Source organism: Paraburkholderia sp. SARCC-3016 (assembly GCF_031119615.1).
In the GTDB taxonomy this organism is placed as follows: Bacteria; Pseudomonadota; Gammaproteobacteria; order Burkholderiales; family Burkholderiaceae; genus Paraburkholderia.
Map to the genome: position 1 here is coordinate 49,702 of NZ_JAVHZD010000038.1, position 26,713 is coordinate 76,414.

General features: G+C 64.8%; 20 protein-coding genes. 10 read left to right on the plus strand and 10 right to left on the minus strand.

The annotated features are described in order from the left end of the window. Nucleotides 1-46: 46 nt before the first annotated feature. Nucleotides 47-331: a BrnA antitoxin family protein gene (locus QYH69_RS30250; protein ID WP_308835347.1), complete on the minus strand. Its 285-nt coding sequence runs from the start codon at nucleotides 329-331 to the stop codon at nucleotides 47-49. After that, nucleotides 291-590 (minus strand): BrnT family toxin, encoded by a 300-nt coding sequence (locus QYH69_RS30255; RefSeq protein WP_308835348.1) that lies wholly within the window; start codon nucleotides 588-590, stop codon nucleotides 291-293. The genes QYH69_RS30250 and QYH69_RS30255 overlap by 41 nt, the downstream gene beginning before the upstream one ends. A 187-nt stretch (nucleotides 591-777) precedes the next feature. Here QYH69_RS30255 and QYH69_RS30260 point away from each other — a divergent pair, with 187 nt between their 5' ends. The 3 genes from QYH69_RS30260 (at nucleotide 778) to QYH69_RS30270 (ending at nucleotide 1,727) form a co-directional block, all read left to right on the plus strand. Next, nucleotides 778-993 (plus strand): hypothetical protein, encoded by a 216-nt coding sequence (locus tag QYH69_RS30260; RefSeq protein WP_308835349.1) that lies wholly within the window; start codon nucleotides 778-780, stop codon nucleotides 991-993. Between the two features lie 155 nt (nucleotides 994-1,148). Next, nucleotides 1,149-1,319, plus strand: coding sequence for a hypothetical protein (locus tag QYH69_RS30265; protein WP_308835350.1), 171 nt, complete (start codon nucleotides 1,149-1,151; stop codon nucleotides 1,317-1,319). Between the two features lie 54 nt (nucleotides 1,320-1,373). Further along, nucleotides 1,374-1,727, plus strand: a complete 354-nt coding sequence (locus tag QYH69_RS30270; protein WP_308835351.1) for a hypothetical protein — start codon at nucleotides 1,374-1,376, stop codon at nucleotides 1,725-1,727. 138 nt (nucleotides 1,728-1,865) lie between these two features. Here the strand turns inward: QYH69_RS30270 and QYH69_RS30275 are convergent, their stop codons facing one another. From QYH69_RS30275 to msbA, 4 genes are all read right to left on the minus strand, one after another. Continuing rightward, a complete protein-coding gene (locus tag QYH69_RS30275) occupies nucleotides 1,866-3,167 on the minus strand; it encodes an O-antigen ligase family protein (RefSeq protein ID WP_308835352.1) in 1,302 nt (433 codons plus the stop codon). Then, complete coding sequence (locus QYH69_RS30280) at nucleotides 3,164-4,294, minus strand: glycosyltransferase family 9 protein (protein WP_308835353.1); 1,131 nt, start codon at nucleotides 4,292-4,294, stop codon at nucleotides 3,164-3,166. The genes QYH69_RS30275 and QYH69_RS30280 overlap by 4 nt, the downstream gene beginning before the upstream one ends. 467 nt (nucleotides 4,295-4,761) lie before the next feature. After that, nucleotides 4,762-5,844, minus strand: a complete 1,083-nt coding sequence (locus tag QYH69_RS30285) for a glycosyltransferase family 4 protein (protein ID WP_308835365.1) — start codon at nucleotides 5,842-5,844, stop codon at nucleotides 4,762-4,764. 2 nt (nucleotides 5,845-5,846) lie between these two features. After that, a complete protein-coding gene (msbA, locus tag QYH69_RS30290) occupies nucleotides 5,847-7,640 on the minus strand; it encodes a lipid A export permease/ATP-binding protein MsbA (RefSeq protein ID WP_308835354.1) in 1,794 nt (597 codons plus the stop codon). 177 nt (nucleotides 7,641-7,817) lie between these two features. Between msbA and QYH69_RS30295 the strand changes: the two genes are divergently transcribed. Continuing rightward, nucleotides 7,818-8,582, plus strand: coding sequence for a glycosyltransferase family 2 protein (locus QYH69_RS30295; protein ID WP_308835355.1), 765 nt, complete (start codon nucleotides 7,818-7,820; stop codon nucleotides 8,580-8,582). Between the two features lie 69 nt (nucleotides 8,583-8,651). Here QYH69_RS30295 and dnaE read toward each other — a convergent pair whose 3' ends face one another. Then, nucleotides 8,652-12,278 (minus strand): DNA polymerase III subunit alpha, encoded by a 3,627-nt coding sequence (dnaE, locus tag QYH69_RS30300; protein WP_308835366.1) that lies wholly within the window; start codon nucleotides 12,276-12,278, stop codon nucleotides 8,652-8,654. Nucleotides 12,279-12,538: 260 nt separating this feature from the next. Here dnaE and QYH69_RS30305 point away from each other — a divergent pair, with 260 nt between their 5' ends. Together QYH69_RS30305 and gluQRS are read left to right on the plus strand one after the other, a co-directional pair. Beyond that, entirely contained in the window at nucleotides 12,539-13,402 is an 864-nt protein-coding gene (locus QYH69_RS30305; protein ID WP_308835356.1) for a sulfurtransferase, read from the plus strand. An 82-nt stretch (nucleotides 13,403-13,484) separates the two neighbouring features. Then, complete coding sequence (gene gluQRS / locus QYH69_RS30310) at nucleotides 13,485-14,387, plus strand: tRNA glutamyl-Q(34) synthetase GluQRS (protein ID WP_308835357.1); 903 nt, start codon at nucleotides 13,485-13,487, stop codon at nucleotides 14,385-14,387. Nucleotides 14,388-14,394: 7 nt separating this feature from the next. On the opposite strand, the gene QYH69_RS30315 is transcribed toward gluQRS, so the two are convergent. Beyond that, nucleotides 14,395-15,984: a methyl-accepting chemotaxis protein gene (locus tag QYH69_RS30315; RefSeq protein WP_308835358.1), complete on the minus strand. Its 1,590-nt coding sequence runs from the start codon at nucleotides 15,982-15,984 to the stop codon at nucleotides 14,395-14,397. A 383-nt stretch (nucleotides 15,985-16,367) separates the two neighbouring features. On the opposite strand from QYH69_RS30315, the gene QYH69_RS30320 reads away from it, so the two are divergent. Next, nucleotides 16,368-17,624, plus strand: a complete 1,257-nt coding sequence (locus QYH69_RS30320; protein ID WP_308835359.1) for an MFS transporter — start codon at nucleotides 16,368-16,370, stop codon at nucleotides 17,622-17,624. Between the two features lie 295 nt (nucleotides 17,625-17,919). Next, nucleotides 17,920-19,824 (plus strand): propionate--CoA ligase, encoded by a 1,905-nt coding sequence (locus tag QYH69_RS30325; RefSeq protein ID WP_308835360.1) that lies wholly within the window; start codon nucleotides 17,920-17,922, stop codon nucleotides 19,822-19,824. Between the two features lie 52 nt (nucleotides 19,825-19,876). Here the strand turns inward: QYH69_RS30325 and QYH69_RS30330 are convergent, their stop codons facing one another. Then, entirely contained in the window at nucleotides 19,877-20,611 is a 735-nt protein-coding gene (locus tag QYH69_RS30330) for a 5'-methylthioadenosine/adenosylhomocysteine nucleosidase (RefSeq protein ID WP_308835367.1), read from the minus strand. A gap of 98 nt (nucleotides 20,612-20,709) precedes the next feature. Beyond that, nucleotides 20,710-23,079 carry a UvrD-helicase domain-containing protein gene (locus tag QYH69_RS30335; protein ID WP_308835361.1) on the minus strand — a complete coding sequence of 790 codons (2,370 nt, stop codon included), beginning with the start codon at nucleotides 23,077-23,079 and terminating at the stop codon, nucleotides 20,710-20,712. A gap of 262 nt (nucleotides 23,080-23,341) precedes the next feature. Here QYH69_RS30335 and QYH69_RS30340 point away from each other — a divergent pair, with 262 nt between their 5' ends. Both QYH69_RS30340 and QYH69_RS30345 read left to right on the plus strand, forming a co-directional pair. Beyond that, nucleotides 23,342-26,218, plus strand: coding sequence for a valine--tRNA ligase (locus QYH69_RS30340; protein ID WP_308835362.1), 2,877 nt, complete (start codon nucleotides 23,342-23,344; stop codon nucleotides 26,216-26,218). A 94-nt stretch (nucleotides 26,219-26,312) separates the two neighbouring features. Beyond that, on the plus strand, nucleotides 26,313-26,713 hold a 401-nt coding region (locus QYH69_RS30345), incomplete at its 3' end, for a sugar phosphate nucleotidyltransferase (RefSeq protein ID WP_308835363.1).

Here is a 26,713-nt window from a genome sequence, read left to right on the forward strand (position 1 = left end):
TCCTGCTACTTCTCACTCCGCCTGGCATCAGGCTTCACCGACTGACTCACAACGGCTGATGCACGCGCAGCCAATCGCGCAACGCGTCGTTCATGCGCGTTTGCCAGCCCTCGCCGGTCGCACGGAAGCGTTCGATGATATCCGCGTCATAGCGGATCGAGACGAGCACTTTCGGCGACTCGAGCCGCGGCCGGCCGCGCGAGCCGAGCGGCTTCATCTGCCTGAATGCCTCGGCGGGGACTTCGAAGGTGTCGGGGTCCGCCGCGATTGCGCGATTGATTGCCTCGTCTTCATCCGAAGTCGGCATGACGATCTTCGATTTGCTCGACATAATTTCTGACCTCTCGCTGGTTCGCCTTGCGCAGACTGATGATATGCATCGTGTCGTCTCGCTGCGTGAAGACGACACAGAACAGACGCTCGCCAATGACGCCGTAGCCGATTTCCCGAACTTCGCGGTAATCGCGGCGCGTATCGACACAAGCCATCACTTCAGACCAGTCGAGATACGAGGCAGACGACAAATCGACGCCATGTTTGGCGAGATTGCTCTCGTTCTTCAACGAGTCGTAAGTAACGTGCATCTGCATTATTGTAGCTACCATAATTGGCGAATTGCAAGCTTCGATTGTAGCTAGGGTGAAAGCGCGCTTCGCCTCGGCCAGGTGGCATAGGATGAACTCTCGGTTACCGCGTAACCCGTGTCAGACGGGGCGTTCAGCGAGATGGCACGGCGTTTGCTGAATCCACTTACCTCACAGCACCCGGACCACCGCCATGCACGCCGACCGCATCGAAATCATCGAAGAGTCCACCGCCGAAGCACCGGGTTTCGGGCAATGCTTCGGGTCGTTCGCTGGGCCGGCTCCCGCGCCCGCCTGTGAATCCGATGCCGAACCGGGACCGACTCCCGTCGGACTGCTCACCCTTGGCATCGCTTGGCTATTCGGCCTCGAGGCGCTGCTCGCGGACGAGCGCCGCCCGAAACGCTAAACGAAGCGTTGCCGCACCGCGCAATTTCGTCGTGCTCCGTGTAGACGTTACAAGCCGTTACATTTTCGGAAGATTAGCGCCGCCGCCCGCACGCCGTGCGGATTGCCTGCGTCGCCTAGACTTTGTATGTGACTGGGATCAAAACGGAGGCTGCCATGGCTGAATCGATGGTAAGCGTCGTGATAGCAGTGGTGTTCATCGCTTTCGCGGCGATTCTTCTGACTCACCAGTTCAGACGCCATACCCATCGCGGCAAGACAGCCGACCGCACCGAAGGGCGCTTCGATCGCCGCCATTTGTGGGAACGGATGCGGCATCGGCATTGAGGACGCTCGCTGGCAGCACCCGCTGTGCAATATCGCGTTTGTAGCGAGGCCACCATGTCCGACGATAACGTCAGCTCGCAAACGGTCGATCATGAAGCGGTCGGCTACGAAGGATTCGAGATCCACGTGTCGACGCGTCCCAAACACAGCACCGACCGCTCGAATGGCGCGGGCTTTGCGTCGGCCGATGCACGCGAGCCTGCGCGCTACACGTACATCGGCTACGTTTGCCACCCGGGCGCTACGGTCGCGCTGCCCGGCCACACGGTGCCGTTTCATGCGGACGGCGACGACGCGTTCGCCACGGCGCAAGACGCATTCGCCGAAGCGCTCAACGTCGGCCGCAGCATTATCGACGGCACGCATCCTGATCTTTCGGTCTTGTCGCTTGTGACAAGCGGCGCGTGAGATTGATGTGCGCGCGAGCGTATAGCCGAGGCCCGTGCACGCCTACACCTTGCGTGCCGTTTCGTCTTGCAAAGCCGGTCGAAAATATCCGCACGGGCCTCGGTATCCTGCAGCCTGCGCGATCGCGCCGGCGACCGGTCAGCCGGTATCGCGCCATGTCTGCGGCATCTGCCCGCGCTCGCCGCGCTGCCGCTCGCCGCAGCCGAGCATCAGGCCCGCGAACGACCAGAATGCGAGCATGGTCGTTTGCCACATGAAATCGTCGGTTATGTTCTTGGTAATCATGCCGACGACAAGCGCGACGCCCGCCATGGCTATCCACAAGTTCACGCGCCGCAACTGCCAGAAACGCGCAATCAACGCCGCGAACAGCACGATCTGCAGCGCAAGCCCGATCAGGCCGGTTTGCAGCCACGTATTGAGAAACAGGTTGTGCGCATGCGTGAGCGCAACGGGCTCGAGCTTCAACAGCGCAGCGGGCATCACGCTGTGATACGCGAGACCTGGCAGCGGCTTGCCGAAACCGATGCCGAGCCACTCGTGCGACTTTGCCGCCGACGAATAAAACGCCCACAGGCGCGGGCGCGTGTCGCCGGCCATCGTATCGTCGATGCCCGATAGCGCGCGCGGCAGATAGAGCGCGTGGCCGTCGACCGTGAGCGCACCGCGCGGCGCCTGCACCATCGCCTCGCCGATTCGCAGGCGCGAACTGAGTTCGAGCGTGCCGAGCCCCGCGACCGCGACGATCACGATCGACACGGCGGCCAGCACCAGATGCCGGCGATAGAGCGGATAGAACGCGATCACGAGCGTCACCGCAACCGCCGGCCAGAAGAAACGGTTCAAGGTCGCAAGACCGATGAACAGGCACAGCACGATGCCGAGCGCCCCCACCGCCCGCCAGCGCGGCCGCGTCAGCAGCGTGCCGGCGAACAGCGTGAGCGCGAAGATCGCGAGCGTGCTCGTGTGGCCGACGCGCGCGTAGTAGTGCAACAGAAAGGTGTCGGCCGTCGGCGGCTGTAAACGGCCCCAGTAGACGACGCTCGTCAGCACGAGCACCGCACAGGCGAGCCACGCGATGCACACGAACCGCTCGGGGTGCGCGCTCTTTTTGCCGAGCACCCAGAACGCCCAGAATGCGACGAGCGGATAGAACACTTCGTCGAACCACGCGTGCAGGCTCACCGACGGCGCAAACGACCAGCCGATCGACGCAAGCGTCCACGCCGCCCATGCGGCGATCGGCAGTGCGAGCGGCCATTTCAAACCGCGCGCGCCACGCGCGCGGAACGCGGACCATGCGGCGGCAAGCGTGCCGATCGCCAGCAAGGCCAGCGCGATGTACACGATCGCCGTCATATGCGCGAACATCAGAACGAACAGGAGCACCGGGCACGCGACCCAGAGTGCGCGCTCGAGGCGCGCCGCGATCAGGCTCATTGCACCTTCACCAGAACGTTTTGCAGCGCATCGCACACCGCGGCGACGGACAGCCGGCCCATGCAGTCCGCGTGGTCGCCGCGCCACGCGACACAGGTCGTCGCATTGCGGTCGCAGCGCCGCACCCACTCGACCCTGCGGCGGAAAATAAAAGGCTCGTCGCGGCACGGCATCTCGGCGATCGTGACCGCGACAAACGGCACATTGCGCCAGTATCGGCCCGCGCCGTGAATCGACGCATTGCCGGGACCGAAGAGCGCGATGGTCGGCACGCCGACGAGGCGTCCCAGATGCGCGACGCCGGTATCGGGGCAGACGATCGCTTTCGCGCCGGCAAACAGATGCCACAATTCGCCGAGCCCGAGCCGGCCGGCAAGATTCGGATGATGCGGGTCGGGGTCGATCGCGCGGATCAATTCGACTTCGCCGGGGCCGCCGCTCCATACCGGCATATAGCCGCGCGCTTCGACGAACCGTGCGACCTCGAGCCAGCGCGCGTCGGGCCAGCGCTTGACCGCGGTGCTCGCGCCCGGATGCAGTACGACGTAAGGCCGCGCGAGCTGATCCGCATCAGGAAGTTCGACATGGGACGGCGCCGGCCAATCGGCAGGATGATAGGGGCGCGGTTCGTCGCCGGGCACGAGGTCGGCCGTCAGGTCCGCCCATGCGGCCGGTACGTCCGGATAGGGCACAGCTTCGTCGACGGGCCAGTTTTTCCACGCGGGCACGTCATGCGCATGCGCGACGATCCACCGGCACCCGGCGGCAAGCGCGAGCCAGCTATGCCGGTTGTCTCCGGCTACGATGCCGAGGTCGTACGGGCCCGAACGCAGCACGCCGAGCACGCTCGCCAGATCGCGCGGATCGAACGGCAACGCGGTCACGCCGAACGGCCGGCCCGCATAGAGCGGTGCGATTGCCTTCGGGCACGCGAGCACGATCTGCGCGTCGCGATACTGCGCGCGCAGCTTCGCGAGCAGCGGCGCCAGCAGCAGCGTATCGCCGAGCAACAGATGGTGTGCGATCAGAATCCGTTGCGGATGCAACGGCTTGCGGCGCAGCGGCTTCGCAAGGAGCCGCGGTAGCGCGCGTGCAAAAATTCGAATACGTCCAGCTAGTCGACTCATCGGGGTATCGGCGAGTTCATCCCGCCTGTCATCTTGCTGTACGCCGTTATCCGGCAAGAAGCCGCATTCCCCTGCTTACTTCTTCAGCGGTTTCAATCTGAACGGCCGCTTCACGCGCCACGCGAACCGGGTATATCCCAAAAAGTCGGCACACATTTACAGCAGGCTTCGATGTTCGGCCGGTCCGTCAGTGCGACCACATAGCGATTCAAGCCAGGTGAAATGGCGCCTGACGAAATGTGCCTGACGAAACAGGCGAAATACCGGAAATAACATGGAATTCGCCCGAACGACAGACCGGAAAAAGGCCAAAACACGAACGCCCGATCATAACATGCACCCTGCTCGAGCCACGACTTGAGCGGGCCTCCAGACGTGCGCGAGCGCTGTCCGGCCCGGAGCACGACGCGGCGGAAATCGGTGGAAAGCGACCGCAAGCGACGGCAAGCGACCGCGAGCGTCAAAAATCAACGGCGCTCGGCGATGCGCGTCGCGGCGCGCAGCAGCGCCTCGACATGGCTTGCGATGCGCGTGTCGTAAAGCACGCCGCCGCGCGCGACGTCCGCCGCCGAAGCCGAAGTCGCGCCACCCGCTTCCGCACGTTGCCGCGCAATACGCTCGAGCGTCGCGCGCAAGTCGGCCGCGTTGCCGGGTTCGAACGTATGCTTCGCGTGCGGCGCAATCGCCGTGCAGCAGCCGAGCGTGGTCGGAAAAACCACCGGCGTGCCGCACATCACCGATTCGATGCCGACGAGGCCGAACGGCTCGTACTTCGACGCGAGAATCGCGAAGTCCGCGGCGCGATAGCAGTCTTCGATATTTTTCGCGTAGCCGAGATGGCGCACACGCGCATCGACGCGCTCGGGCGGACGTCCGGCAACGGCCAGCACGAAAGGCGCATCGAGCTCGCGCAATGCGGCCTCGATCAGCGGCAAGCCCTTGCGGTCGTGGCTGCTCGACGGAAACAGCAGCACGATCTCGTGATCGGCAAAACCGAACCGCTTGCGCAGAGCCGCGCGCTCGTCGGCGCCGACCGGAGAAAAGCGCGCGTCGTCGACGGGCGGATACAGCACTTCGATCTTCGCATCGGCAATGCCGTAGAGTTCGCGCAGTTCGTCGCGCATCAGCTGCGAGTGCGCGACGATCAGTTTCGCATGCTCGTACTGGCTGCGTTCGAGCGCAATCTGCCGGACGTCGGAGCCTTTGTGCCGCCGGCCCGTCGCGCGCAGAAAGCCCAGGTGCGTGCCGCCGCAAATCGCGATTTCCGACGAATCGACACGATTGACGCCGATCAGCACGTCGACGCCGGCGTTGCGCCGCGCCGCGCGCAAACGACGCGAAAACCAGCCGTCGCGCCACTTGCCCGGCAGAAAAGACACGTTGATCCGATGCGCGTGCACCATCGCGGCTTCCGGCAACGACGCGTCGAAGCGCCGCGCAAAAAACTCCGGCGTCACGCCGGCCGCAACGAAACCGCGCACGAGATCCATCGCATAGCGCTCGAGACCGCCGCTGTGTTTCAGCGCGTTACTGGAGATGCCGATCTTCACGGTCACGCGGCGTTCTGCTGGAACTGGATCCGATGCAGATGCGCATAGAGCCCGTTATGCATCAGCAGTTCGCGGTGCGTGCCGCGCTCGACGATGCGCCCCGCTTCCATCACGAGAATGCGGTCGGCGCGCTCGATCGTCGAGAGCCGGTGTGCGATGACGAGCGTCGTGCGGCCTTTCATCAGCGTTTCGAGCGCCGCCTGCACATGGCGCTCCGACTCGGAATCGAGCGCCGAGGTCGCTTCGTCGAGAATCAGGATCGGCGCATCCTTGTAAATCGCGCGCGCGATCGCAAGGCGCTGCCGCTGTCCGCCCGACAGCATCATGCCGTTATCGCCGACCAGCGTATCGATGCCGTTCGCCATCGCCTCCACGGTATCCCACAGGTTCGCCGCACGCAGCGCCGATACGACGCGGTCGCGATCGGGCGTCTGCCCATAGGCGACGTTGCTCGCGATCGAGTCGTTGAACAGCACGACGTCCTGGCTCACCATCGCGATCTGGCTGCGCAGCGCATGAATGCCGTACTCGGGCAACGCCACGCCGTCGACGAGAATCTCGCCGCTCGACGGATCGAAAAAGCGCGGCAGCAGATTCACGAGCGTGGTCTTGCCGCTGCCCGACGGCCCCGCGAGCGCGACCATTTCGCCGGGCGCGACCTTGAACGACACCTGATCGAGCGTCTGGCGCTGCATCGGCCCGCTCGTGCCATAGGCGAACGAGACGTCGCGGAACTCGATCTCGCCGCTCGCGCGGTCGAGCGGCAGTCCGCCGCCGGCCGGCTCGGGCGGTTCGTCGATGAGCCCGAAGATCAGCTCCGCGGCCGTCATGCCGCGCTGCAACGGCTGGTTGACGTCCATCAGATGCTTGAGCGGCGAGATGATCAGCAGCATCGACGTCACGAAGGCGACGAAGCCGCCGACCGTCGTCTGGTCGGCCGTCGACTGCACCACGGCAATAGTCACCACGACCGCCAGCGCGATCGACGCGAGGAATTGCGTGAGCGGCTGCGCGAGGCCGCCCGACACCTGCATCCGCATCGAATAGCCGCGCAGGCGCTTGCTCATTTCGGTAAAGCGGTCCATCTCGTACTGCTCGCCGTTGTGCACCTTGACGACCTTATAGCCGCCGACGGTTTCCTCGACGATGTACGACAGTTCGTTCGTGAGCAATTGATGCTCGCGGTTCAGGCGCCGCAGCCGCCGGTTGATCTTGCCGACGAGCCAGCCGATGGTCGGCAGCAGCACGGCCACGATCAGCGTCAGGCGCCAGTTCAGATAGAACAGATAGCCGAGCAGGAACAGCACGGTCAGCGAATCGCGCACGAGCGTGACGAGCACGCCGAGCAGCACGTTCAGAATCTGGTTCACCTCGAACACGATCGCATTGATGACCGTGCTCGCCGTCTCGCGCTGGAAGAACGCAACACTGGTGTGGATCATGCGTTCGAACATCTTGAGCCGCAGGTCGAGCAGCACGCGGTTCGACACGTACGCGAGCAGATAGCCGGACGCGTATTGCGACGTGCTGCGCACGAGCGCAAGGCCAATTATCGCCATCGGCACGAACCATTTGGCGCGGTCGCTGCCGTGCGCGCCGAAACCATGATCGAGCAATGGCTTGAGCAGCGCGGGAATCGCGGCATCGGTGGCGGCGCTTGCCGCCATCGCGGCAATTGCCCCGACGACGACCCAGAAAAGCGGCTTCAGGTATGGCCAGAGCTTGCGCCAAACGTTCATGGCGGACGACGCCTGACCGGATCCGATCGGTTTGCTTAACGTAGGCTTTGCGCTCAAGACTTCCTCAGAATTAGCGGACCGGCGCATGGCTCGACCACGGCCTTGCTGCGTGCATCGCATGCGCCCCACACCGCGGATGCGCGCAAATGCGTCACTTCGCTGTCCGGCAAACAAAAACAGCATTGTATACTTGCGCGACCCCGCGACCCAGCACGCCCACCGCCGCCATCACGCATGAACGAACCCTCTCTCGGTGTCGCGATCATCACGAAAAACGCCGCTTTGCGGCTTGCGCAATGCTTGCAGTCGGTCGCGTTCGCCGACGAGATCGTCGTGATCGACGGCGGCAGCACCGATGCGACCGTGCAAATCGCGCGGGCGCACGGCGCGCGCGTCGTGATCGCCCCCGACTGGCCCGGTTTCGGGCCGCAAAAGAACCGCGCGCTCGAGGCGCTCCCGACCACCTGGGTTCTGTCGATCGACGCCGACGAAGTCGTGACGCCGGAGCTCGCGGTATCGATTGCCGCCGCCCTCGCCGCGCCGCGCGCGGACGTCTATGCGATCGACCGGCTGTCGTCGTTCTGCGGTCACTGGATTCGTCACTGCGGCTGGTATCCGGACTGGATTCCGCGTCTTTTCAGGCGCAGCGCCGCGCGCTTCTCCAATGACCTCGTGCACGAGCGGCTCGTGTTCGACACACCGGTCGAACGGCTGTCGGGCAAGCTGCTGCATTACTCGTACGAAGACCTGGAGACGGTGCTGCGCAAGCTCGACGCGTATTCGACGGCAGGCGCGATGCAACGTCATGCGGCAGGCCAGCGCGCCGGCTTCGGCAAGGCGCTTGCGCGCGGCGCATGGGCGTTCGTGCGAACGTACGTGCTGCGCCTCGGCTTTCTCGACGGCCGCGCCGGCTTCATGATCGCGGTGTTCAACGCCGAAACGGTGTACTACCGGTTTCTGAAGCTCGCGCATCTCGTCACGCGCGCACCGCGCGAGTAGCGACGCGCGCTGCGGCATAGCGCGCACGGCCCGCGCTGTTACGCGACGGCTTCGACCGCTTCGACACCTTCAATAGACGATTTCGATCGCGCTGCCGGCGAATTCGCCACGCAGCGCGGCGAGCAATTCATCGGTCGGCTTCACGCGCCACGCGTCGCCGAGGCGCACTTCGCCTTCCGCATGTTCGCTGCGATAGACGATCTGCACGGCAAGGCCGTTCGGCGCCGGCGCCGAAGCGCGTTGCCCGCGGCCATTGTCGTAGCCGCCATAGCCGTTACCGCCGTTGCCGCCGTTTCCATATGCGCGGCCGCCGCCGTTGGCGCCGCGCCCGCGCGCACCGGATGCAGAAGCGGAAGCCGGCTCGTCACCGGCCCCGCTCGCTGCATCGGCCGCCGCGCTGTACGCTTCGAGCACGCGTCGCAACGCATGCGCATCGGCATTGCCGTTCATCTGCACCTTCACGGCTTGCGCATAGCGGCTGCGCGCGGCACCGAGGTCCATCGGCGTATCGACAGTGAAACGGATGCCGCCCGTGAACGCATCGTTACGCGCCTGCCCCTGCACGACGAGCAATTCGTCTTCCTTGAACAGTTGCTTGTTCGCTTCGAACTGCTCGTTGAAGATCGTCACTTCGCACTGGCCCGTGCCATCGTCGAGCAGCGCGATCAGCATCTTGCCGCGCTGCGTCATCTGCGTGCGCAGCGACGAGATCACGCCGGCCACGAGCTTGTCGCGGCCCTCCTTGAGCTCGCCGATCTTCTGCCGCACGAAGCGGCGCACCTCGTCCTTGTACGCATCGAACAGATGTCCCGACAGATAGAAGCCGAGGGCGCTTTTTTCTTCCTGCAGACGCCGCTTGTCGGACCATGCCGGCTCGTCGACGAGTTCGTGGCCTTGCGACGGCGAATCGTCGCCCATATCGAAGAGACCCGCCTGCATCGCGTTCGCGCTCGCCTGATCGGCCGCTTCCATCGCGAGCGACACCGACGCGAGCAGTTGCGCGCGATTCGCGTGCAGCGTGTCGAACGCGCCCGCGCGAATCAGCGCTTCGATCGTGCGGCGATTGACGATGCGCCGGTCGATCCGCGCACAGAAATCGAACAGATCGGTAAAAGGCCTTTCCTCGCGCGCACGCAGGATTTCTTCGATCGCGTTCTGCCCGCTGCCCTTGATCGCGCCGAGCCCGTAGCGGATCGTGCGCGAGCGTTTGCCGTCGGCTTCGGCGACCGGCTCGAAGCGATACGCGGACAGATTGATGTCGGGCGGCAGCACCGACATCTTGTTGGCGATGCAGTCTTCGAACAGGATCTTGACCTTGTCCGTGTCGTCCATCGCGAGCGACATGTTGGCCGCCATGAATTCGGCCGGATGGTGCGCCTTGAGCCATGCCGTGTAGTAGGCGAGCAGCGCGTACGCAGCCGCATGCGACTTGTTGAAGCCGTAGCCCGCGAACTTCTCCATCAGGTCGAAGATCTCGTCGGACTTCGCGCGCGTGAGACCGTTTTTCGCGGCGCCCTCGGCGAAGATCTCGCGATGTTTCGCCATTTCTTCGGGCTTTTTCTTGCCCATCGCGCGGCGCAGCAGGTCGGCGCCGCCGAGCGAATAGCCGCCGATGATCTGCGCCATCTGCATCACCTGCTCCTGGTAGACCATGATGCCGTAGGTCTCTTTCAGAACAGGCTCGACGCGCGGATCCGGATACTCGACCGTTTCGCGTCCATGCTTGCGTGCGCAGAAGCTCGGGATCAGGTCCATCGGACCCGGGCGATACAGCGCGACGAGCGCGATGATGTCCTCGAAGCGGTCCGGCTGCGCGTCTTTCAGCATGCCTTGCATGCCGCGGCTTTCCAGCTGGAACACGGCGACCGTGTTGGCCTTCTTGAGGATCGTGAACGAGGCCGGATCGTCGAGCGGCACTTGTGCGAGCGACCAGTTTTCCTTCGACGGATCGAGCCGGCGGATATACCGCTCGGCCCAGTCGAGGATGGTCAGCGTAGTGAGGCCCAGAAAGTCGAACTTGACGAGGCCGACCGCTTCGACGTCGTCCTTGTCGTACTGGCTGACCACGCCGCTCTCGTCGCCTTGCGTGTAAAGCGGGCAAAAATCGGTGAGCTTGCCGGGCGCGATCAGCACGCCGCCCGCGTGCATGCCGACGTTACGCGTCAGGCCCTCGACGCGCTGCGCGAGTTCGAGCAGCTGATGCACTTCGTCTTCGTTATCGAAGCGCTCCTGCAACAGCGGCTCTTCCTTCATCGCGTCGGCAATCGTCACATGCTTGCCGGGCTTGAACGGTATCAGCTTCGCGACGCCGTCGGTGAACATGTAGCCGAGATCGAGCACGCGGCCGATATCGCGCACCGCCGCCTTCGCGGCCATCGTGCCGAACGTCGCGATCTGCGATACGGCATCGGCGCCGTACTTCTCCTTCACGTACTGGATCACGCGATCGCGGCCGTGCTGGCAGAAGTCGATATCGAAGTCGGGCATCGACACCCGCTCCGGATTCAGAAAACGTTCGAACAGCAGGTTGTAGCGCAGCGGATCGAGGTCGGTAATGCCAAGCGCGTACGCGACGAGCGAGCCCGCGCCCGAACCGCGGCCCGGACCGACCGGCACGCCGTTGTTCTTCGCCCAGTTGATGAAGTCCGCGACGATCAGGAAGTAGCCGGGAAAGCCCATCTTGATGATCGTGCCGCACTCGAAGTCGAGCCGCGCATAGTACGTTTCGCGCTGCGCGTCGCGCGTCGCCTCGTCGGGGAACAGCTGCTCGAGGCGCTTTTCGAGCCCTTCCTTCGACAACTGCACGAGGTAGTCGTCGAGCGACATGCCGTCCGGTGTCGGGAAAAGCGGCAGCTTCGGCTTGCCGAGTTCGAGCGTCAGGTTGCAGCGTTTCGCGATCTGAACCGTATTCGCAAGCGCGGACGGAATGTCGGCGAACAGCGCGGCCATTTCATCCTGCGTACGAAAGTGCTGATCGGTCGTGAAGCGCTTCGGGCGCCGCGGATTCGCGAGAATATCGCCTTCCGAAATGCACACGCGCGCCTCGTGCGCGGTGAAATCGTCGGGCGTCATGAACTGCAGCGGATGCGTCGCGACGACCGGCAGCTTCAGCGACGCCGCAAGCGCGACCGCCTGCTGCACATACGCTTCGCCGCCCGGCTGGCCGCAGCGTTGCAGCTCGATATAGAAGCCGTTTGGGAAAATGCGCGCCCAGCGCCCGGCATTGCGTCTGGCCGCTTCGTCGTTGCCGGCCGCGAATGCGATGCCGATGTCGCCCTGCTGTGCACCCGACAGCGCGAGCAGCCCTTCGGCAAGTCCGCCCTCGAGCCATGCGGCGTCGACTTCCGCGCGGCCGCGATACTGGTTCGTCAGCCACGCCTTCGTCAGCAATTCGCAAAGATTCAGATAACCGCGCCGGTCCTTGACGAGCAGCAGCAGCCGCGACGGCTTGTCGCGGTCGGCCGGATTCGTGATCCAGACATCGCAGCCGGCGATCGGTTTAACCCCTTTACCGCGCGCTTCCTTATAGAAACGGACGAGGCCGAATGCATTGCCGAGGTCGGTGAGCGCGAGCGCGCCCTGAGCGTCTTTTGCCGCGGCGGCGACAACGTCTTCGAGACGCACGATGCCGTCGGCAATCGAGAACTCGGAGTGGACGCGGAGGTGGACGAAGCGGGGATCTGACATGGGCGGTATTGTAACTCGCGCCCCCGCGCAATAGGCCGTTCGTTATAGGGCAAACGGCCGGTTAAATTGCCGGCCGTGCGGCGCTGCCGATCGCCGGGCCCCGCGCGGCTTCCGGCGCGTGCGCCGGATGAGGGATAATACGGGTTTGCCTGTTGCGGGCGGCCGTCCCCTGACCGCAGTGACCCGTGGTTATGCGCGGTTTGTGTCCGGTTTTTGCGCGGTTTCCATGGAGATCCGCGGTTTCCCGGACGGCAGCCCCCTGAATCAACATGAGTATTCTCAATCTTTCCGCCTATCAGTTCGTGACGCTCGATGCGATCGCGGCATGGCGTCCGCTCGTCACCGAACGCTGCAACGCGCTCGGCTTGCGCGGCACGATCCTGCTCGCGCCGGAGGGCATCAATCTGTTTATCGCGGGCACGCATGAGAACGTGCGCGCGTTTATCGACTACATCCGCCACGATCCGCTTTTCGAAGGCAAGTTCGCGAGCCTGCAGTTCAAGGAAAGCGTGTCGGACACGCAGCCGTTTCGCCGGATGCTCGTCAAGCTCAAGCGCGAAATCATCACGATGAAGAAGCCCGCGATCCAGCCCGAGCTCGGCCGCGCGCCGTCGGTCGATGCGCGCACGCTCAAGGCCTGGCTCGATCGCGGCCACGACGACGCGGGGCGCCCGGTCGTGATGCTCGATACGCGCAATGCATTCGAGGTCGACGTCGGCACGTTCGATCACGCGCTCGATTACCGCATCACGAAGTTCAGCGAGTTTCCGGACGTGATCGAACGCAATCGCGCGGACCTCGAAGGCAAGACGGTCGTGTCGTTCTGCACGGGCGGCATCCGCTGCGAGAAGGCGGCAATCCATATGAAGGACGTCGGCATCGACCACGTCTATCAGCTCGAGGGCGGCATTCTGAAGTACTTCGAGGAAGTGGGCGGCGCGCATTACCACGGCGAGTGCTTCGTGTTCGATTACCGCACCGCGCTCGACCCGACGCTCGCGCCGACGGCGACCGTGCAATGCTTCGGCTGCCGCGCGGTGGTCACGCCCGAAGGGCAGCAGTCGCCGTTCTACGTGCCGGGCAAAACCTGCGCTGCGTGCCATCCGCAGCGTGACGGCGCGCGCGCCGCCTGAGCGACGGCACGATGCGGCGCGACGCCATGCAGCACCAGACGATGCGATCGGCCGCGAGGCGCGGCGCCGCATCCGCCCCGCGATGACCTACCGCGGACGCTTCGCCCCCTCCCCCACCGGCCCGCTGCATTTCGGTTCGCTCGTCAGCGCGCTTGCCAGCTGGCTCGATGCGCGCGCGCACGGCGGCCGCTGGCTCGTGCGCATCGACGATATCGACGGACCGCGCACGGTGCCCGGGGCCGCGGAACATATCCTGGCGACGCTCGACTGCTTCGGCATGCGCGCGGACGAACCGCCAGTCTGGCAAAGTCGGCGCACCGCACGCTACGAACAGGCGTTCGCGCAACTGCAGGCCGCCACGGGCCTCGTTTATCCGTGCGGCTGCACGAGAAAGGAAATCGCCGATTCGCTCGTGCGCGCGCATGCGCGGCATACGACGCTCGCGTATCCGGGCACGTGCCGCGACGGTCTGCACGGAAAGGCGCCGCGTGCGTGGCGCTTGCGCGTGCCCGACAGCGCCGCGCACGAACCGGAAGTCATGCGCTTCGACGACCGCTGGCAAGGCCCGCAAAGCCAGAACCTCGCGACCGAAGTCGGCGACTTCGTGCTGTTTCGCGCGGACGGCCAATGGGCATATCAACTGGCGGTCGTCGTCGACGATGCCGATGCCGGCATCACGCACATCGTGCGCGGCGCCGATCTGCTCGATTCGACCGCGCGCCAGATTTACCTGCAGCGCTGCCTGCGCGTGCCGACACCGTCGTATCTGCACGTGCCCGTGGTCGTCAACGAAGCAGGCGAGAAGCTCAGCAAGCAGACCGGCGCGCAGGCGCTCGATACGAGCCGGCCGCTCGACGCACTGCATGCGGCGGCCAGCCATCTGGGGCTCGAACTCGGGGCCGGCGCGCGCGCTTCGCTCGACGCGTTTTACGCCGCCGCGATACCGGCATGGACGCAGCGCCTCGCAGCGCTGCATCGAACCTGACGTGCGACTAGCGCAGCCGGAACTTGCCCACCATCTGCTTTAACGCGCGCGCCTGATCGTCGAGCGACTTCGCGGCCGCCGTCGCCTGCTCGACGAGCGCCGCGTTCTGCTGCGTGCCCGCATCCATCTGCGAAACCGCGAGGTTGATTTCTTCGATGCCCGAACTCTGCTCGGCCGACGCGGCGGAGATCTCGCCCATGATGTCGGTCACGCGCTTCACGGCCTTGACGACTTCGTCCATCGTCTGCCCCGCGTCCTGCGCCAGTTGCGAACCGTTGCTCGCGCGCTCGACCGAGGCGCCGATCAGCGCCTTGATCTCCTTCGCAGCCGACGCGCTGCGCTGCGCGAGATTGCGCACTTCGCCCGCGACGACCGAGAAGCCGCGGCCATCTTCGCCCGCGCGCGCCGCTTCGACCGCCGCATTGAGCGCAAGGATGTTGGTCTGAAACGCGATGCCCTCGATCACGCCGATGATGTCGCCGATACTTTTTGCGCTGTCGTTGATCTCGTTCATCGTCGCGACCACACGGCCGACCACGTCGCCGCCCTGCTCCGCGATCGACGACGCGTTATCGGCGAGCGTGCGCGCCTGCTTCGCGTTGTCGGCATTCTGCCGTACCGTCGAGGTCAGTTGTTCCATGCTGCTCGCGGTACGCTCGAGCGCCACCGCCTGCTGTTCGGTGCGGTGCGACAGGTCGAGATTGCCCATCGATATCTCGCTCGACGCGGATGCGATCGCCTCGGCGCTCGCGGCGATATCGGCGACCGTCGTCGACAGGCCGCTTTGCATGTCCGACAGCGCGGATAGCATGCTCGACGTGTCGCGCTTCGCGAGCGCGATCGCATTCGACAGATCGCCCGCGGCAATGCGCGATGCGATTTCCTTCGCGTAGACGGGCTCGCCGCCAAGCTGCCGCACAAGACGCCGCACGACCCATTCGCCGATGACGAACGCAAGCACGATCAGCGCAAGCGTCGCGGCCGCGATCATCACGAACGACGAGCGGAAGATAAACGCGGACGCGCCGATCGTCGCCTTCGCGGCCGTGCCCTGCTGCGCGACGAGGCCGTCGACGAGTTTTTCGAGCTTGCCGGTTTCGACGAGCAGCGAGACATCCTGCATGCCGACCTGCCAGTTCATCTGCGACAGATCGAGCGACTGCGCCTGCACGAGCTTCACGAAGTCGCGCAGGTGCGTGCTCCACGTGGCGACAGCCGCGGCGAATTTCTTCTGCTGGCCGATCGCCTCGGGCGTGCTCGCGTACTGGCCGAGCGTATCGAGGTGCGCGCGCAGTGCCGCGAGCCCCCTGTCGATATCGGCGCCGAGTTCCTCGCGCTCTTTAGCGGTGGTCGCCGTAAGCAGCATTTTCTGCGCGCGGCTCGCGCGCAGCATCTCCCCGCGTGCTTCCTCGGCCGCGCGGTTCGCGATATAGCCCTGCTCGTAGATCGATTGCGTCGAGCCGTTCAGACGGCTGATCTGCGTCAGCGCGAATATGCCGATGGCGAGTGTGCCGACCAGCAGCACGGCAAACGCGAGCCGCAGCGTTGCCTTCACCGATAGCCCGGCCCCCCGGGTCCCCAGCGCAACTGTTTTCATCGTTCTTTCCCCGTTCCGACCGACGGAACGGTCGGCTCCGGCGGTCTTTCAACTCATGACAGGTTGACGGCAATAGCGGCAGCGGTCTTTAGGTCTTTGCCTGCCGCGTGCCCGTTTCGGCTGTCGCCCTGTGCGCCGCCTCGTGGGCCGCGCGAGCGGTGTTATACACGGTCAAAATCCTGCGGTCAGCCCCTGCTTGCGCGCGGCCGGCGTCCGGTTCCAGGCGCTTGTCGCGACGCCGCGATGTCCGATTCGCGACAAATCTTGGCCGGACAACTGACACAAGCCACATTACAATCCATCGCATACGATCCTTCGTCGACATTGCAGCGGCATTGCCGGAACGCGAAGGGCATGCCGATCACCCCAAACCCAAGCCACCCATGGAAACGAGCCTCGACAAACGCGCCCTCGCCGGCGCCCAGGCTGGCGGCGCATCCGCTCCCGCCGCGGCAAGCGCGGCAAAGGTGCCGCAAACCGTCTATTCGATCCTCGGCGCGATCAGCTTCTCGCATCTGATGAACGACATGATCCAGTCGTTGATCCTCGCGATCTATCCGATGCTGAAGTCGAACTTCGCGCTGTCGTTCGGGCAGATCGGACTGATCACGCTGACCTATCAGATCACCGCGTCGCTGCTGCAGCCGCTCGTCGGTATCTATACGGACAAGCATCCGAAGCCGTACTCGCTGCCGGTCGGCATGGGTTTCACGCTGGCCGGTCTGCTGCTGATGTCGGTTGCGCCGAACTTCGGCATCCTGCTCGTCGCGGCTGCGCTGGTCGGCTGCGGGTCGTCGGTGTTCCACCCGGAATCGTCGCGCGTCGCACGCATGGCGTCGGGCGGCCGTCACGGCCTCGCGCAGTCGCTGTTCCAGGTGGGCGGCAATGCGGGCACCTCGCTCGGGCCGCTGCTCGCCGCGTTGATCGTGATTCCGCATGGCCAGCGCAGCATCGCGTGGTTCTCGCTCGCGGCGCTCGTCGGCATCGTCGTGCTCTCGCAGGTGAGCCGCTGGTACAAGCATCATCCAGCCACGAAAAAAGCGCGCGCGGGCGTCGCGCATGCCGCGCTGCCGCGCGGCAAGATCGCGTTCGCGATGAGCGTGCTCGTGCTGCTCGTGTTCTCGAAGTACTTCTATCTCGCGAGCATCAACAGCTACTTCACGTTCTATTTGATCGACAAATTCCACCTGCCCGTGCAGGCCGCGCAGATCCATCTGTTCGTGTTCCTTGCGGCCGTCGCGGCGGGCACGGTGATCGGCGGACCGGTCGGCGACCGCATCGGCCGCAAGTATGTGATCTGGGTGTCGATTCTCGGCGTGGCGCCGTTCACGCTGCTGCTGCCCTATGCCAACCTGTTCTGGACCGGCGTGCTGACCGTGGTGATCGGCGTCGTGCTCGCCTCCGCGTTCTCGGCGATTCTCGTCTACGCGCAGGAGCTGATTCCGGGCAAGGTCGGCATGGTCGCGGGGCTGTTCTTCGGCTTCGCATTCGGCCTCGGCGGCGTCGGCGCCGCGGTGCTCGGCCAGCTTGCGGACGCGACGAGCATCGATTACGTGTACAAGGTCTGCTCGTTCCTGCCGCTGATCGGCATTCTCGCGGTGTTCCTGCCGGATATCGAAGGAAAGCGCGCGAAGGCTTGACCGGATGGTCGATCGTGGTCGCCGGCGGCGCCGCACTCGCGGCGCCTTTTTTATGGCGGCCGGCGGTGACAGATATCGCTGACATTTCGCGTGGTTGCGGCGCGAATGTTAGATATTTCAGCCACTCGCTCCCTCTTCTCACTGCGCGGAGTCATGGTGAACCCGCGTTGTCCATGCGTTCGCGCCTGCTCTATGCTGTGCTCATCGCCGCACCGGCATGCCGATTGCGTGCGCCGCATCGTCGTTCGCCGGAACGCCGTTGTCCTTGATCCGCCCGCCCAAAGGATGGCCGCCGATGACCCGCTATCGCGAATTCCACCGCCGTTCGATCGAGGCGCCCGACGACTTCTGGCGCGAAGAGGCCGCGCGCATTCACTGGCACACGCCTTTCGACGCGGTGCTCGACCGCTCTAATCCGCCATTCGCACGCTGGTTCACAGGCGGCAGGACGAATCTGTGCCATAACGCGGTCGACCGCCATCTCGCCGCCCGTTCGCAGCAGCAGGCGCTCATCTACATCTCGACCGAAACCGGCATCGAGCGCCGCTACACGTACGCCGAGCTGCACGCGGAAGTGAACCGCATGGCCGCGGTCATGCGTTCGCTCGGCGTCGCACGCGGCGACCGCGTGCTCATCTATCTGCCGATGATTCCCGAAGCGGCATTCGCGATGCTCGCGTGCGCGCGGCTCGGGGCGATTCATTCGGTCGTGTTCGGCGGCTTCGCGGCGCCGAATCTCGCGGTGCGCATCGACGATGCGAAGCCCGCGCTGATCGTCACCGCCGATGCGGGCGCGCGCGGCGGCAAGGTGATCGATTACGCGCCGCTGATCGACGAAGCGTTGTCGCGCGCCGCGCACAAGACGCCGCGCGTGCTGATGATCGACCGCCAGCTCGCGCCGGAAAAGTTCAGTGCCCCGTATCTGCTCGACTACGAGCCGCTGCGCGAGCAGTTCTTCGAGGCACACGTGCCGTGCGAATGGCTCGAGTCGAACGAGCCCTCGTACGTGCTGTACACATCGGGCACGACGGGACGTCCGAAAGGCGTGCAGCGCGACGTCGGCGGCTATGCGGTCGCGCTCGCCGCATCGATGGAATACATCTTCGAAGGACGCCCCGGCGACACGATGTTCACCGCCTCCGACATCGGCTGGGTGGTCGGGCACAGCTACATCATCTATGCGCCGCTGATCGCGGGACTGACGACCGTGATGTACGAGGGCACGCCGATCCGTCCGGACGGCGGCATCTGGTGGCGGCTCGTCGAGCAGTACGGAATCAACCTGATGTTCACCGCGCCGACCGCGTTGCGCGTGCTCAAGAAGCAGGACCCGGCGCTCATGGAAGGCGCCGACCTGTCGAGCCTGCGCACGCTGTTTCTCGCGGGCGAGCCGCTCGACGAGCCGACTGCCGCGTGGGTCGCGCAATCGCTTGGCAAGCCCGTCGTCGACAACTTCTGGCAGACCGAAACCGGCTGGCCGATTCTCGCGATCCAGCGCGGCGTCGAAGCGCTGCCGCCGAAGCTCGGCTCGCCGGGCGTACCCGTATACGGCTACCACGTGACGCTGCGCGACGAGGTGACGGGCGAGCCCTGCAGGCCCGGCGAAAAAGGCGTGATCACGCTTGCGTATCCGCTGCCGCCGGGCTGCATGTCGACCGTATGGGGCGACGATGCGCGCTTTGTCGATACCTATTGGACGAGCGTGCCGAACCAGACCGTCTACTCGACCTTCGATTGGGGCGTGCAGGACGAAGACGGCTATGTGACGATCCTCGGCCGTACCGACGACGTGATCAATGTCGCCGGCCATCGCCTCGGCACACGCGAAATCGAAGAAGCGCTGTCGGGCCACCACGCGGTGGCCGAGGTCGCGGTGGTCGGCGTGAACGATCCGCTGAAAGGGCAGGCCGCGCTCGCGTTCACGGTGCTGCGCGATGCGGACCGCTACGCGTCGCCTGAAGCACGCGCGAAGCTCGAAGCGGAACTCACGGCGACGGTCGACCGGCAGTTGGGATCGATTGCGCGGCCGGCGCGCGTGCATATCGTGTCGATGCTGCCGAAGACGCGCTCGGGCAAGCTGCTGCGCCGCGCGATCGCGGCGCTCGCCGAGGGCCACGATCCCGGCGAGTTGCCGACGATCGAAGACCCGGCCGCGCTGCAGCAGATTCGCGACGCGCTGCGGGCGTCGGCATCGCCCTGAAGCTGCTTACCGCACGCTTATGCGAACGCTTACGCGGTCGTTTATTCGACCGCTATCCGCGCGCTTGCAAGAACCGCCGCAAGATCCCGCTCGAATACGTGCCGGCGATCTCGACGAGAAACGTCGAGAACGACGCCGGCGCGTGCACGTCGGCAGTGTCGGAAATCGTGCGCACGATCGCGCACGGCACGCCGTACTCGAAGCAGACTTGCGCGATCGCCGCGCCTTCCATTTCGACGGCAAGCGCATCGGGCAGCGCGGCGCGCAATGCGTTGACCGCCGCCGCGCTCGCAATGAACTGATCGCCGCTGATCACGAGACCGCGATGCACTCTGGGCCGCGCGGTACTGAAACGTTCGGCGAGCGCGCCGCCTTCCTGCGCGATGAATTCTTCGCATGCCGAGGCGAGCGCTTCGGCGAGCGGCGCATCGGCGGCAAAGCGCGCGATGCCGAGCAACGGCACTTCGAAACGCGGGAACAGCGGCGACGCGTCGAGGTCGTGCTGCATCAGCGTATGCGCGACGACGACGTCGCCGATCTGCACGTCGCGCCCCACGCCGCCGGCCACACCCGTGAACACGACTGCGGCGACATCGAACGCGTGAATCAGCGCGCTGACCGTTGTGGCGGCGGCGACCTTGCCGACGCGCGCCAGTGTCACGACGCACGGCGCGCCGTGCACGGTGCCGACGTGATAGTCGCGCTGCCCGTGCGCAACGGTGCGCACGTCACCTTCGGCACGCATCGCGGCGACGAGGTCGCCGAGTTCTTCGGGCAGCGCCGCCATCACGCCCAAAGGCCGCGGCGTTCCGGCATCTTCGGCATCGCTGCCACGTTGAGCGCCACGCGCCACTGCCTGTTTCGCTACTGCATCCTTCGCTTCGCTCATTCCACCGCCTGTAATTTCGCGACCGCCAGTGCCAGCCACTTCTCGCCGTGCCGCTTGAATCTGACCTGCGCCTTGCCGTCGGAGCCGCCGCCTTCGAGCGCCGTAATCGTGCCTTCGCCGAACTTCGTATGGAACACCTGTTGCCCCACGCGAAAGCCTGTTTCGACCGCGCGCTGCTCGTTCGCGAAAGCCGGTAGCGGGGCCGCGTGCGCGCCGCTGTCAAAGCTCGCGTAGCCGCCGTCTTCGCGGTTCGAGCGCCCGAACCAGTCGCGGCCCCAGCCCGCGTTGTCCGAACGGCCGCCCCAGCGCGAACCGGCCTCGACTTTCGGCGTGAGCCACTTTAGCGTGTCTTGCGGAAGCTCGTCGAAAAACCGGGAGCGGATGTTGTAGCGCGTCTGGCCATGCAGCATGCGGCTCTGGGCGAAGGACAGATAAAGCCGCTCCTTCGCCCGCGTGATCGCCACGTACATCAGGCGCCGCTCTTCCTCGAGCCCGTCCGTTTCCATCGCGCTGTTCTCGTGCGGGAACAGCCCTTCTTCGAGACCCGTGATGAACACCGCGGTGAATTCGAGACCCTTCGCCGAATGCACGGTCATCAGCTGCACGGCGTCCTGGCCCGCCTGCGCCTGGTTGTCGCCGGCTTCGAGCGACGCGTGCGACAGGAAGCCCGCGAGCGGCGTCATCGTGTCGGGATTCTGCGCGGGATCCGCGGGGCCTGCCGGATCGAGCACGACGCTGCCCGGATCGTCCGTTTCGACCGCGATTTCAGGCGCGGCCGTCGCGCCCGGGCGCAGCGGAATCGAGCGCGCGGGCGTATCGAGCCCGTAGCCCTCTTCGCTGACGAACGCCGCCGCCGCATTGACGAGTTCCTGCAGGTTCTCGAGACGATCCTGCCCTTCGCGCTCGTTCTGGTAAAAATCGGCGAGACCGCTGCCGCGCACGACATGCTCGACCGTTTCCGGCAAGCTCATCTGCTGCGTTTCCGCGCGCATCTTCGCGATCAGGGTCGCAAAGGCGCCGAGGCTCGAACCGGCCTTGCCGGTCACGTATGGAATCGCCGCCGCCAGCGAGCAGTTGTAGAGGCGCGCCGCATCGGCCAGTTGTTCGATGGAGCGTGCGCCGATACCGCGCACGGGGAAGTTCACGACACGCGCAAACGCCGTATCGTCGTTCGGATTGTCGATGAGGCGCAGATACGCAAGCGCGTGCTTGACTTCCTGGCGCTCGAAAAAGCGCAGGCCGCCATACACGCGATACGGAATGCCGACATTGACGAGCGTGTGTTCGATCGCGCGCGACTGCGCATTGCTTCGATACAGCACGGCGATCTCGCCGCGCGACAAGCCGGTATTGATCAGCGCGCGAATCTCTTCGACGATCCAGCTCGCTTCCTGCGTATCGGTGGCCGCCTCGTAGACGCGCACCGGTTCGCCGTGCCCGGCATCCGTGCGCAGGTTCTTGCCGAGGCGCCGCGCGTTGTGCGCGATCAGGTGGTTCGCCGCATCGAGAATATGGCCGTGCGAACGGTAGTTCTGCTCGAGCTTGATCAGGTTGCGGACCTTGAACTCGTGCTCGAAGTCGCGCATGTTGCCGACGTTCGCGCCGCGGAACGCGTAGATCGACTGGTCGTCGTCGCCGACTGCGAAGATCGCGTTGTGCTCGCCGGCGAGCAGCTTGAGCCATGCGTATTGCAGCTTGTTCGTGTCCTGGAACTCGTCGACGAGGATTTGCCTGAAGCGCGCCTGGTAGTGCGCGCGCAGCGGCGCATTGTGCGCAAGCAGCTCGTAGCAGCGCAACAGCAGCTCGGGAAAGTCGACCACACCTTCGCGCTGGCATTGCTGCTCGTATGCTTCATAGAGCTCGACGAACTTGCGGTTGAAGTTGTCGGTCGCGTCGACGTCTTTCGGCCGCAGCCCCTGCTCCTTCGCGTTGTTGATGAAGTACTGCAGGTTCTTCGCCGGATATTTTTCGTCGTCGACGTTGAGGCCTTTCATGAGGCGCTTGATCGCCGACAGCTGGTCCGCGGTGTCGAGAATCTGGAACGTTTGCGGCAGGCCCGCGTCGCGGTAATGGGCGCGCAGCATCCGGTTGCACAGGCCGTGGAACGTGCCGATCCACATGCCGCGCGTATCGATAGGCAGCAGCGCGGACAGCCGCGCCATCATTTCGCGCGCGGCCTTGTTCGTGAACGTTACCGCCAGCACGGTGGGCGGCGACGCATAGCCATGCTGGATCAGCCACGCGATGCGCGTGATCAGCACGCGGGTCTTGCCGCTGCCGGCGCCCGCCAGAATAAGCGCCGGTTCGTTCGGCAACGTGACGGCGGCAAGTTGTTCGGGGTTCAGGTTGGCGAGCAGATCGGGCATGTCGGATGGGCGGACGGATGAGCAGACAGATGAGCGCACTGACGGGCAAAGGGGGACAAAGGGGGCAAGCGGCAAAGCAGCGCATCAGGCAGTGATCAGGCAGTGGCGACCAGGCCGTCCGCCATTATAAGTCCCGCCCGATACTCGCATCAGGCGGCCGTCGCCTCGGCCGAATGGCCAGGTGACGGCCTGTCGTGCCGCGCAGCCTTTATAATTCAAGGTTTCGGGCATCTTTTCACGCATTTTTCGGCAGACTTCCACAATGAGCGACAGCACGCTGGCCAAAAGCTTCGAGCCCCACACGATCGAGGCCGAATGGGGCCCCAAATGGGAACAACGCGGCTATGCCGCGCCCGCGATGCAGCCGGGCCGCAATAATTTCTCCATTCAATTGCCGCCGCCGAACGTCACCGGCACGCTGCATATGGGCCACGCGTTCAATCAGACCATCATGGACGGTCTGACGCGCTATCACCGCATGCTCGGCGACAACACGCTGTGGGTGCCGGGCACCGACCACGCCGGCATCGCCACGCAGATCGTGGTCGAACGGCAGCTCGATGCGCAGAAAGTGTCGCGCCACGATCTCGGCCGCGAGAAGTTCGTCGAGCGCGTGTGGGCATGGAAACACGAGTCGGGCTCGACGATCACGAACCAGGTGCGGCGTCTCGGCGCATCGATCGACTGGTCGCGCGAATACTTCACGATGGACGACAAAATGTCGCCCGCGGTCGTCGACGTATTCGTGCGCCTCTATGAGCAGGGCCTCATCTATCGCGGCAAGCGTCTCGTGAACTGGGACCCGGTGCTGCTCACCGCGGTGTCGGACCTCGAAGTGGTCAGCGAAGAGGAAAACGGCCACCTGTGGCACATCCAGTATCCGCTGTCGGACGGCGCCGGCCATCTGACCGTTGCCACGACGCGCCCCGAAACGATGCTCGGCGACGTCGCCGTGATGGTGCATCCCGAAGACGAACGCTACGCGCATCTGATCGGCAAGACCGTCAAGCTGCCGCTCGCCGGTCGCGAGATTCCCGTGATCGCCGACGACTACGTCGACCGCGAATTCGGCACCGGCGTCGTGAAGGTAACGCCCGCGCACGACTTCAACGACTATCAGGTGGGCCAGCGTCACAAGCTGCCGCAAATCGAAATCCTCACGCTCGACGCGAAGATCAACGACAACGCGCCGCAAGCGTATCGCGGCCTCGACCGGTTCGAGGCGCGCAAGCGCGTCGTGGAAGACCTCGAAAAGCTCGGCCTGCTCGAATCGGTCAAGCCGCACAAGCTCATGGTGCCGCGCGGCGACCGCACGAACGTCGTGATCGAGCCGATGCTGACCGACCAGTGGTTCGTCGCGATGAGCAAGCCCGCGCCCGATGCCACATTCGGTACGTTCAATCCCGGTAAATCGATCGCGCAGACCGCGCTCGACGTCGTGCGCAACGGCGAGATCCGATTCGTGCCCGAGAACTGGACCACCACCTACTACCAGTGGCTCGAAAACATCCAGGACTGGTGTATCTCGCGGCAACTGTGGTGGGGCCATCAGATTCCCGCGTGGTACGGCGAGAACGGCGAAGTGTTCGTCGCGCACACCGAGGAAGGCGCGCGCGACAAGGCAGCGGAAAGCGGCTACACGGGCCCGCTTACGCGCGACCAGGACGTGCTCGACACGTGGTTCTCGTCGGCGCTCGTGCCGTTCTCGTCGCTCGGCTGGCCCGCGCAAACCCCCGAGCTGCAGGCGTTCCTGCCGTCGTCCGTGCTCGTCACGGGCTTCGACATCATCTTCTTCTGGGTCGCGCGCATGGTCATGATGACCACGCACTTCACGGGCAAGGTGCCGTTTCACACGGTCTACGTGCACGGTCTCGTGCGCGACCACGAAGGCCAGAAGATGTCGAAGAGCAAGGGCAATACGCTCGACCCGCTCGATATCGTCGACGGCATCGAACTCGACGCGCTGGTCGCCAAGCGCACAACGGGCCTCATGAACCCGAAGAGCGCGGCCACCATCGAAAAGAAAACGCGCAAGGAATTCCCCGACGGCATTCCGGCATTCGGCACCGATGCGCTGCGCTTCACGATGGCGTCGATGGCCACGCTCGGCCGCAACGTGAACTTCGACCTCGCGCGCTGCGAGGGCTATCGCAACTTCTGCAACAAGCTGTGGAACGCCACGCGCTTCGTGCTGATGAACTGCGAAGGCCACGATTGCGGCTTCAGCAAGCCGGGCGCGTGCCAGCCCGGCGATTGCGGCCCCGGCGGCTATACCGATTTCTCGCAGGCGGACCGCTGGATCGTGTCGCTGCTGCAGCGGGTCGAGGCCGAGGTCGCGAAAGGCTTTGCCGACTATCGTTTCGACAATGTGGCGAATGCCCTATATAAGTTCGTCTGGGACGAATACTGTGACTGGTACCTCGAACTCGCGAAGGTGCAGTTGCAGACGGGCACACCCGAACAGCAGCGCGCGACGCGCCGCACACTGCTGCGCGTACTCGAGGCGGTGCTGCGCCTGCTGCACCCGATCGTTCCGTTCATCACCGAAGCACTGTGGCAGAAGGTGGCGCCGCTGACGGACGCCTACCCTGCCGGCGTGGCCGAAGGCGACGCATCGATCATGGTGCAGCCGTATCCGGTCGCCGAAACGAAGAAGATCGACGAGTCCGCCGAACAGTGGGCAGCCGATCTGAAGGCCGCGATCGATGCGTGCCGCAACCTGCGCGGCGAAATGAACCTGTCGCCGGCGACGAAGGTGCCGCTGCTCGCCAGCGGCAACGCCGCGCGGCTCGAAACGTTCGCGCCCTACGCGCAAGCGCTCGCCCGCCTGTCCGAGGTGCGCATCATCGACGACGAGGCGCAGCTCGACAAGGAAGCACATGGCGCGCCAATTGCTATCGTAGGAACTGACAAGCTCGTGCTGAAGGTGGAAATCGATGTCGCCGCCGAACGCGAACGGCTGTCAAAAGAGATTGCGAGATTGAACGCAGAAGTATCGAAATGTAACGCCAAGCTCCAGAACGAGAGCTTTGTCGCGAAGGCGCCGGCCGCCGTGGTTGAGCAGGAGCAGAGAAGGCTGGCAGAATACCAGACCACTATCGGCAAGCTTACAGCGCAGCTGACGCGCCTGCCGGCCTGACAGACGCGGTGCCACAAGCGCCGCATCGACGGGTCGTTCGCACCACGGCAAGGGCAGTCAACAGACTGGCCAATCCATTACCAGGGGTAATCGAATGCTCAAAGTTACAAAAGCAGTCTTTCCGGTAGCAGGCCTCGGCACACGGTTTCTCCCGGCCACCAAGGCAAGCCCGAAGGAAATGCTGCCGATCGTCGACAAGCCGCTGATCCAGTACGCAGTGGAAGAAGCAATGGCAGCGGGCATCACGGAGATGATCTTCGTGACGGGCCGCAGCAAGCGCGCGATCGAAGACCACTTCGACAAGTCGTACGAGATCGAAGCGGAACTCGAAGCGCGCGGCAAGGCGAAGCTGCTCGAGCTCGTGCGCAGCATCAAGCCGAGCCACGTCGACTGCTTCTACGTGCGCCAGCCCGAAGCGCTCGGTCTCGGGCACGCGGTGCTGTGCGCCGAAAAGCTCGTGGGCGACAACCCGTTCGCGGTGATTCTCGCGGACGA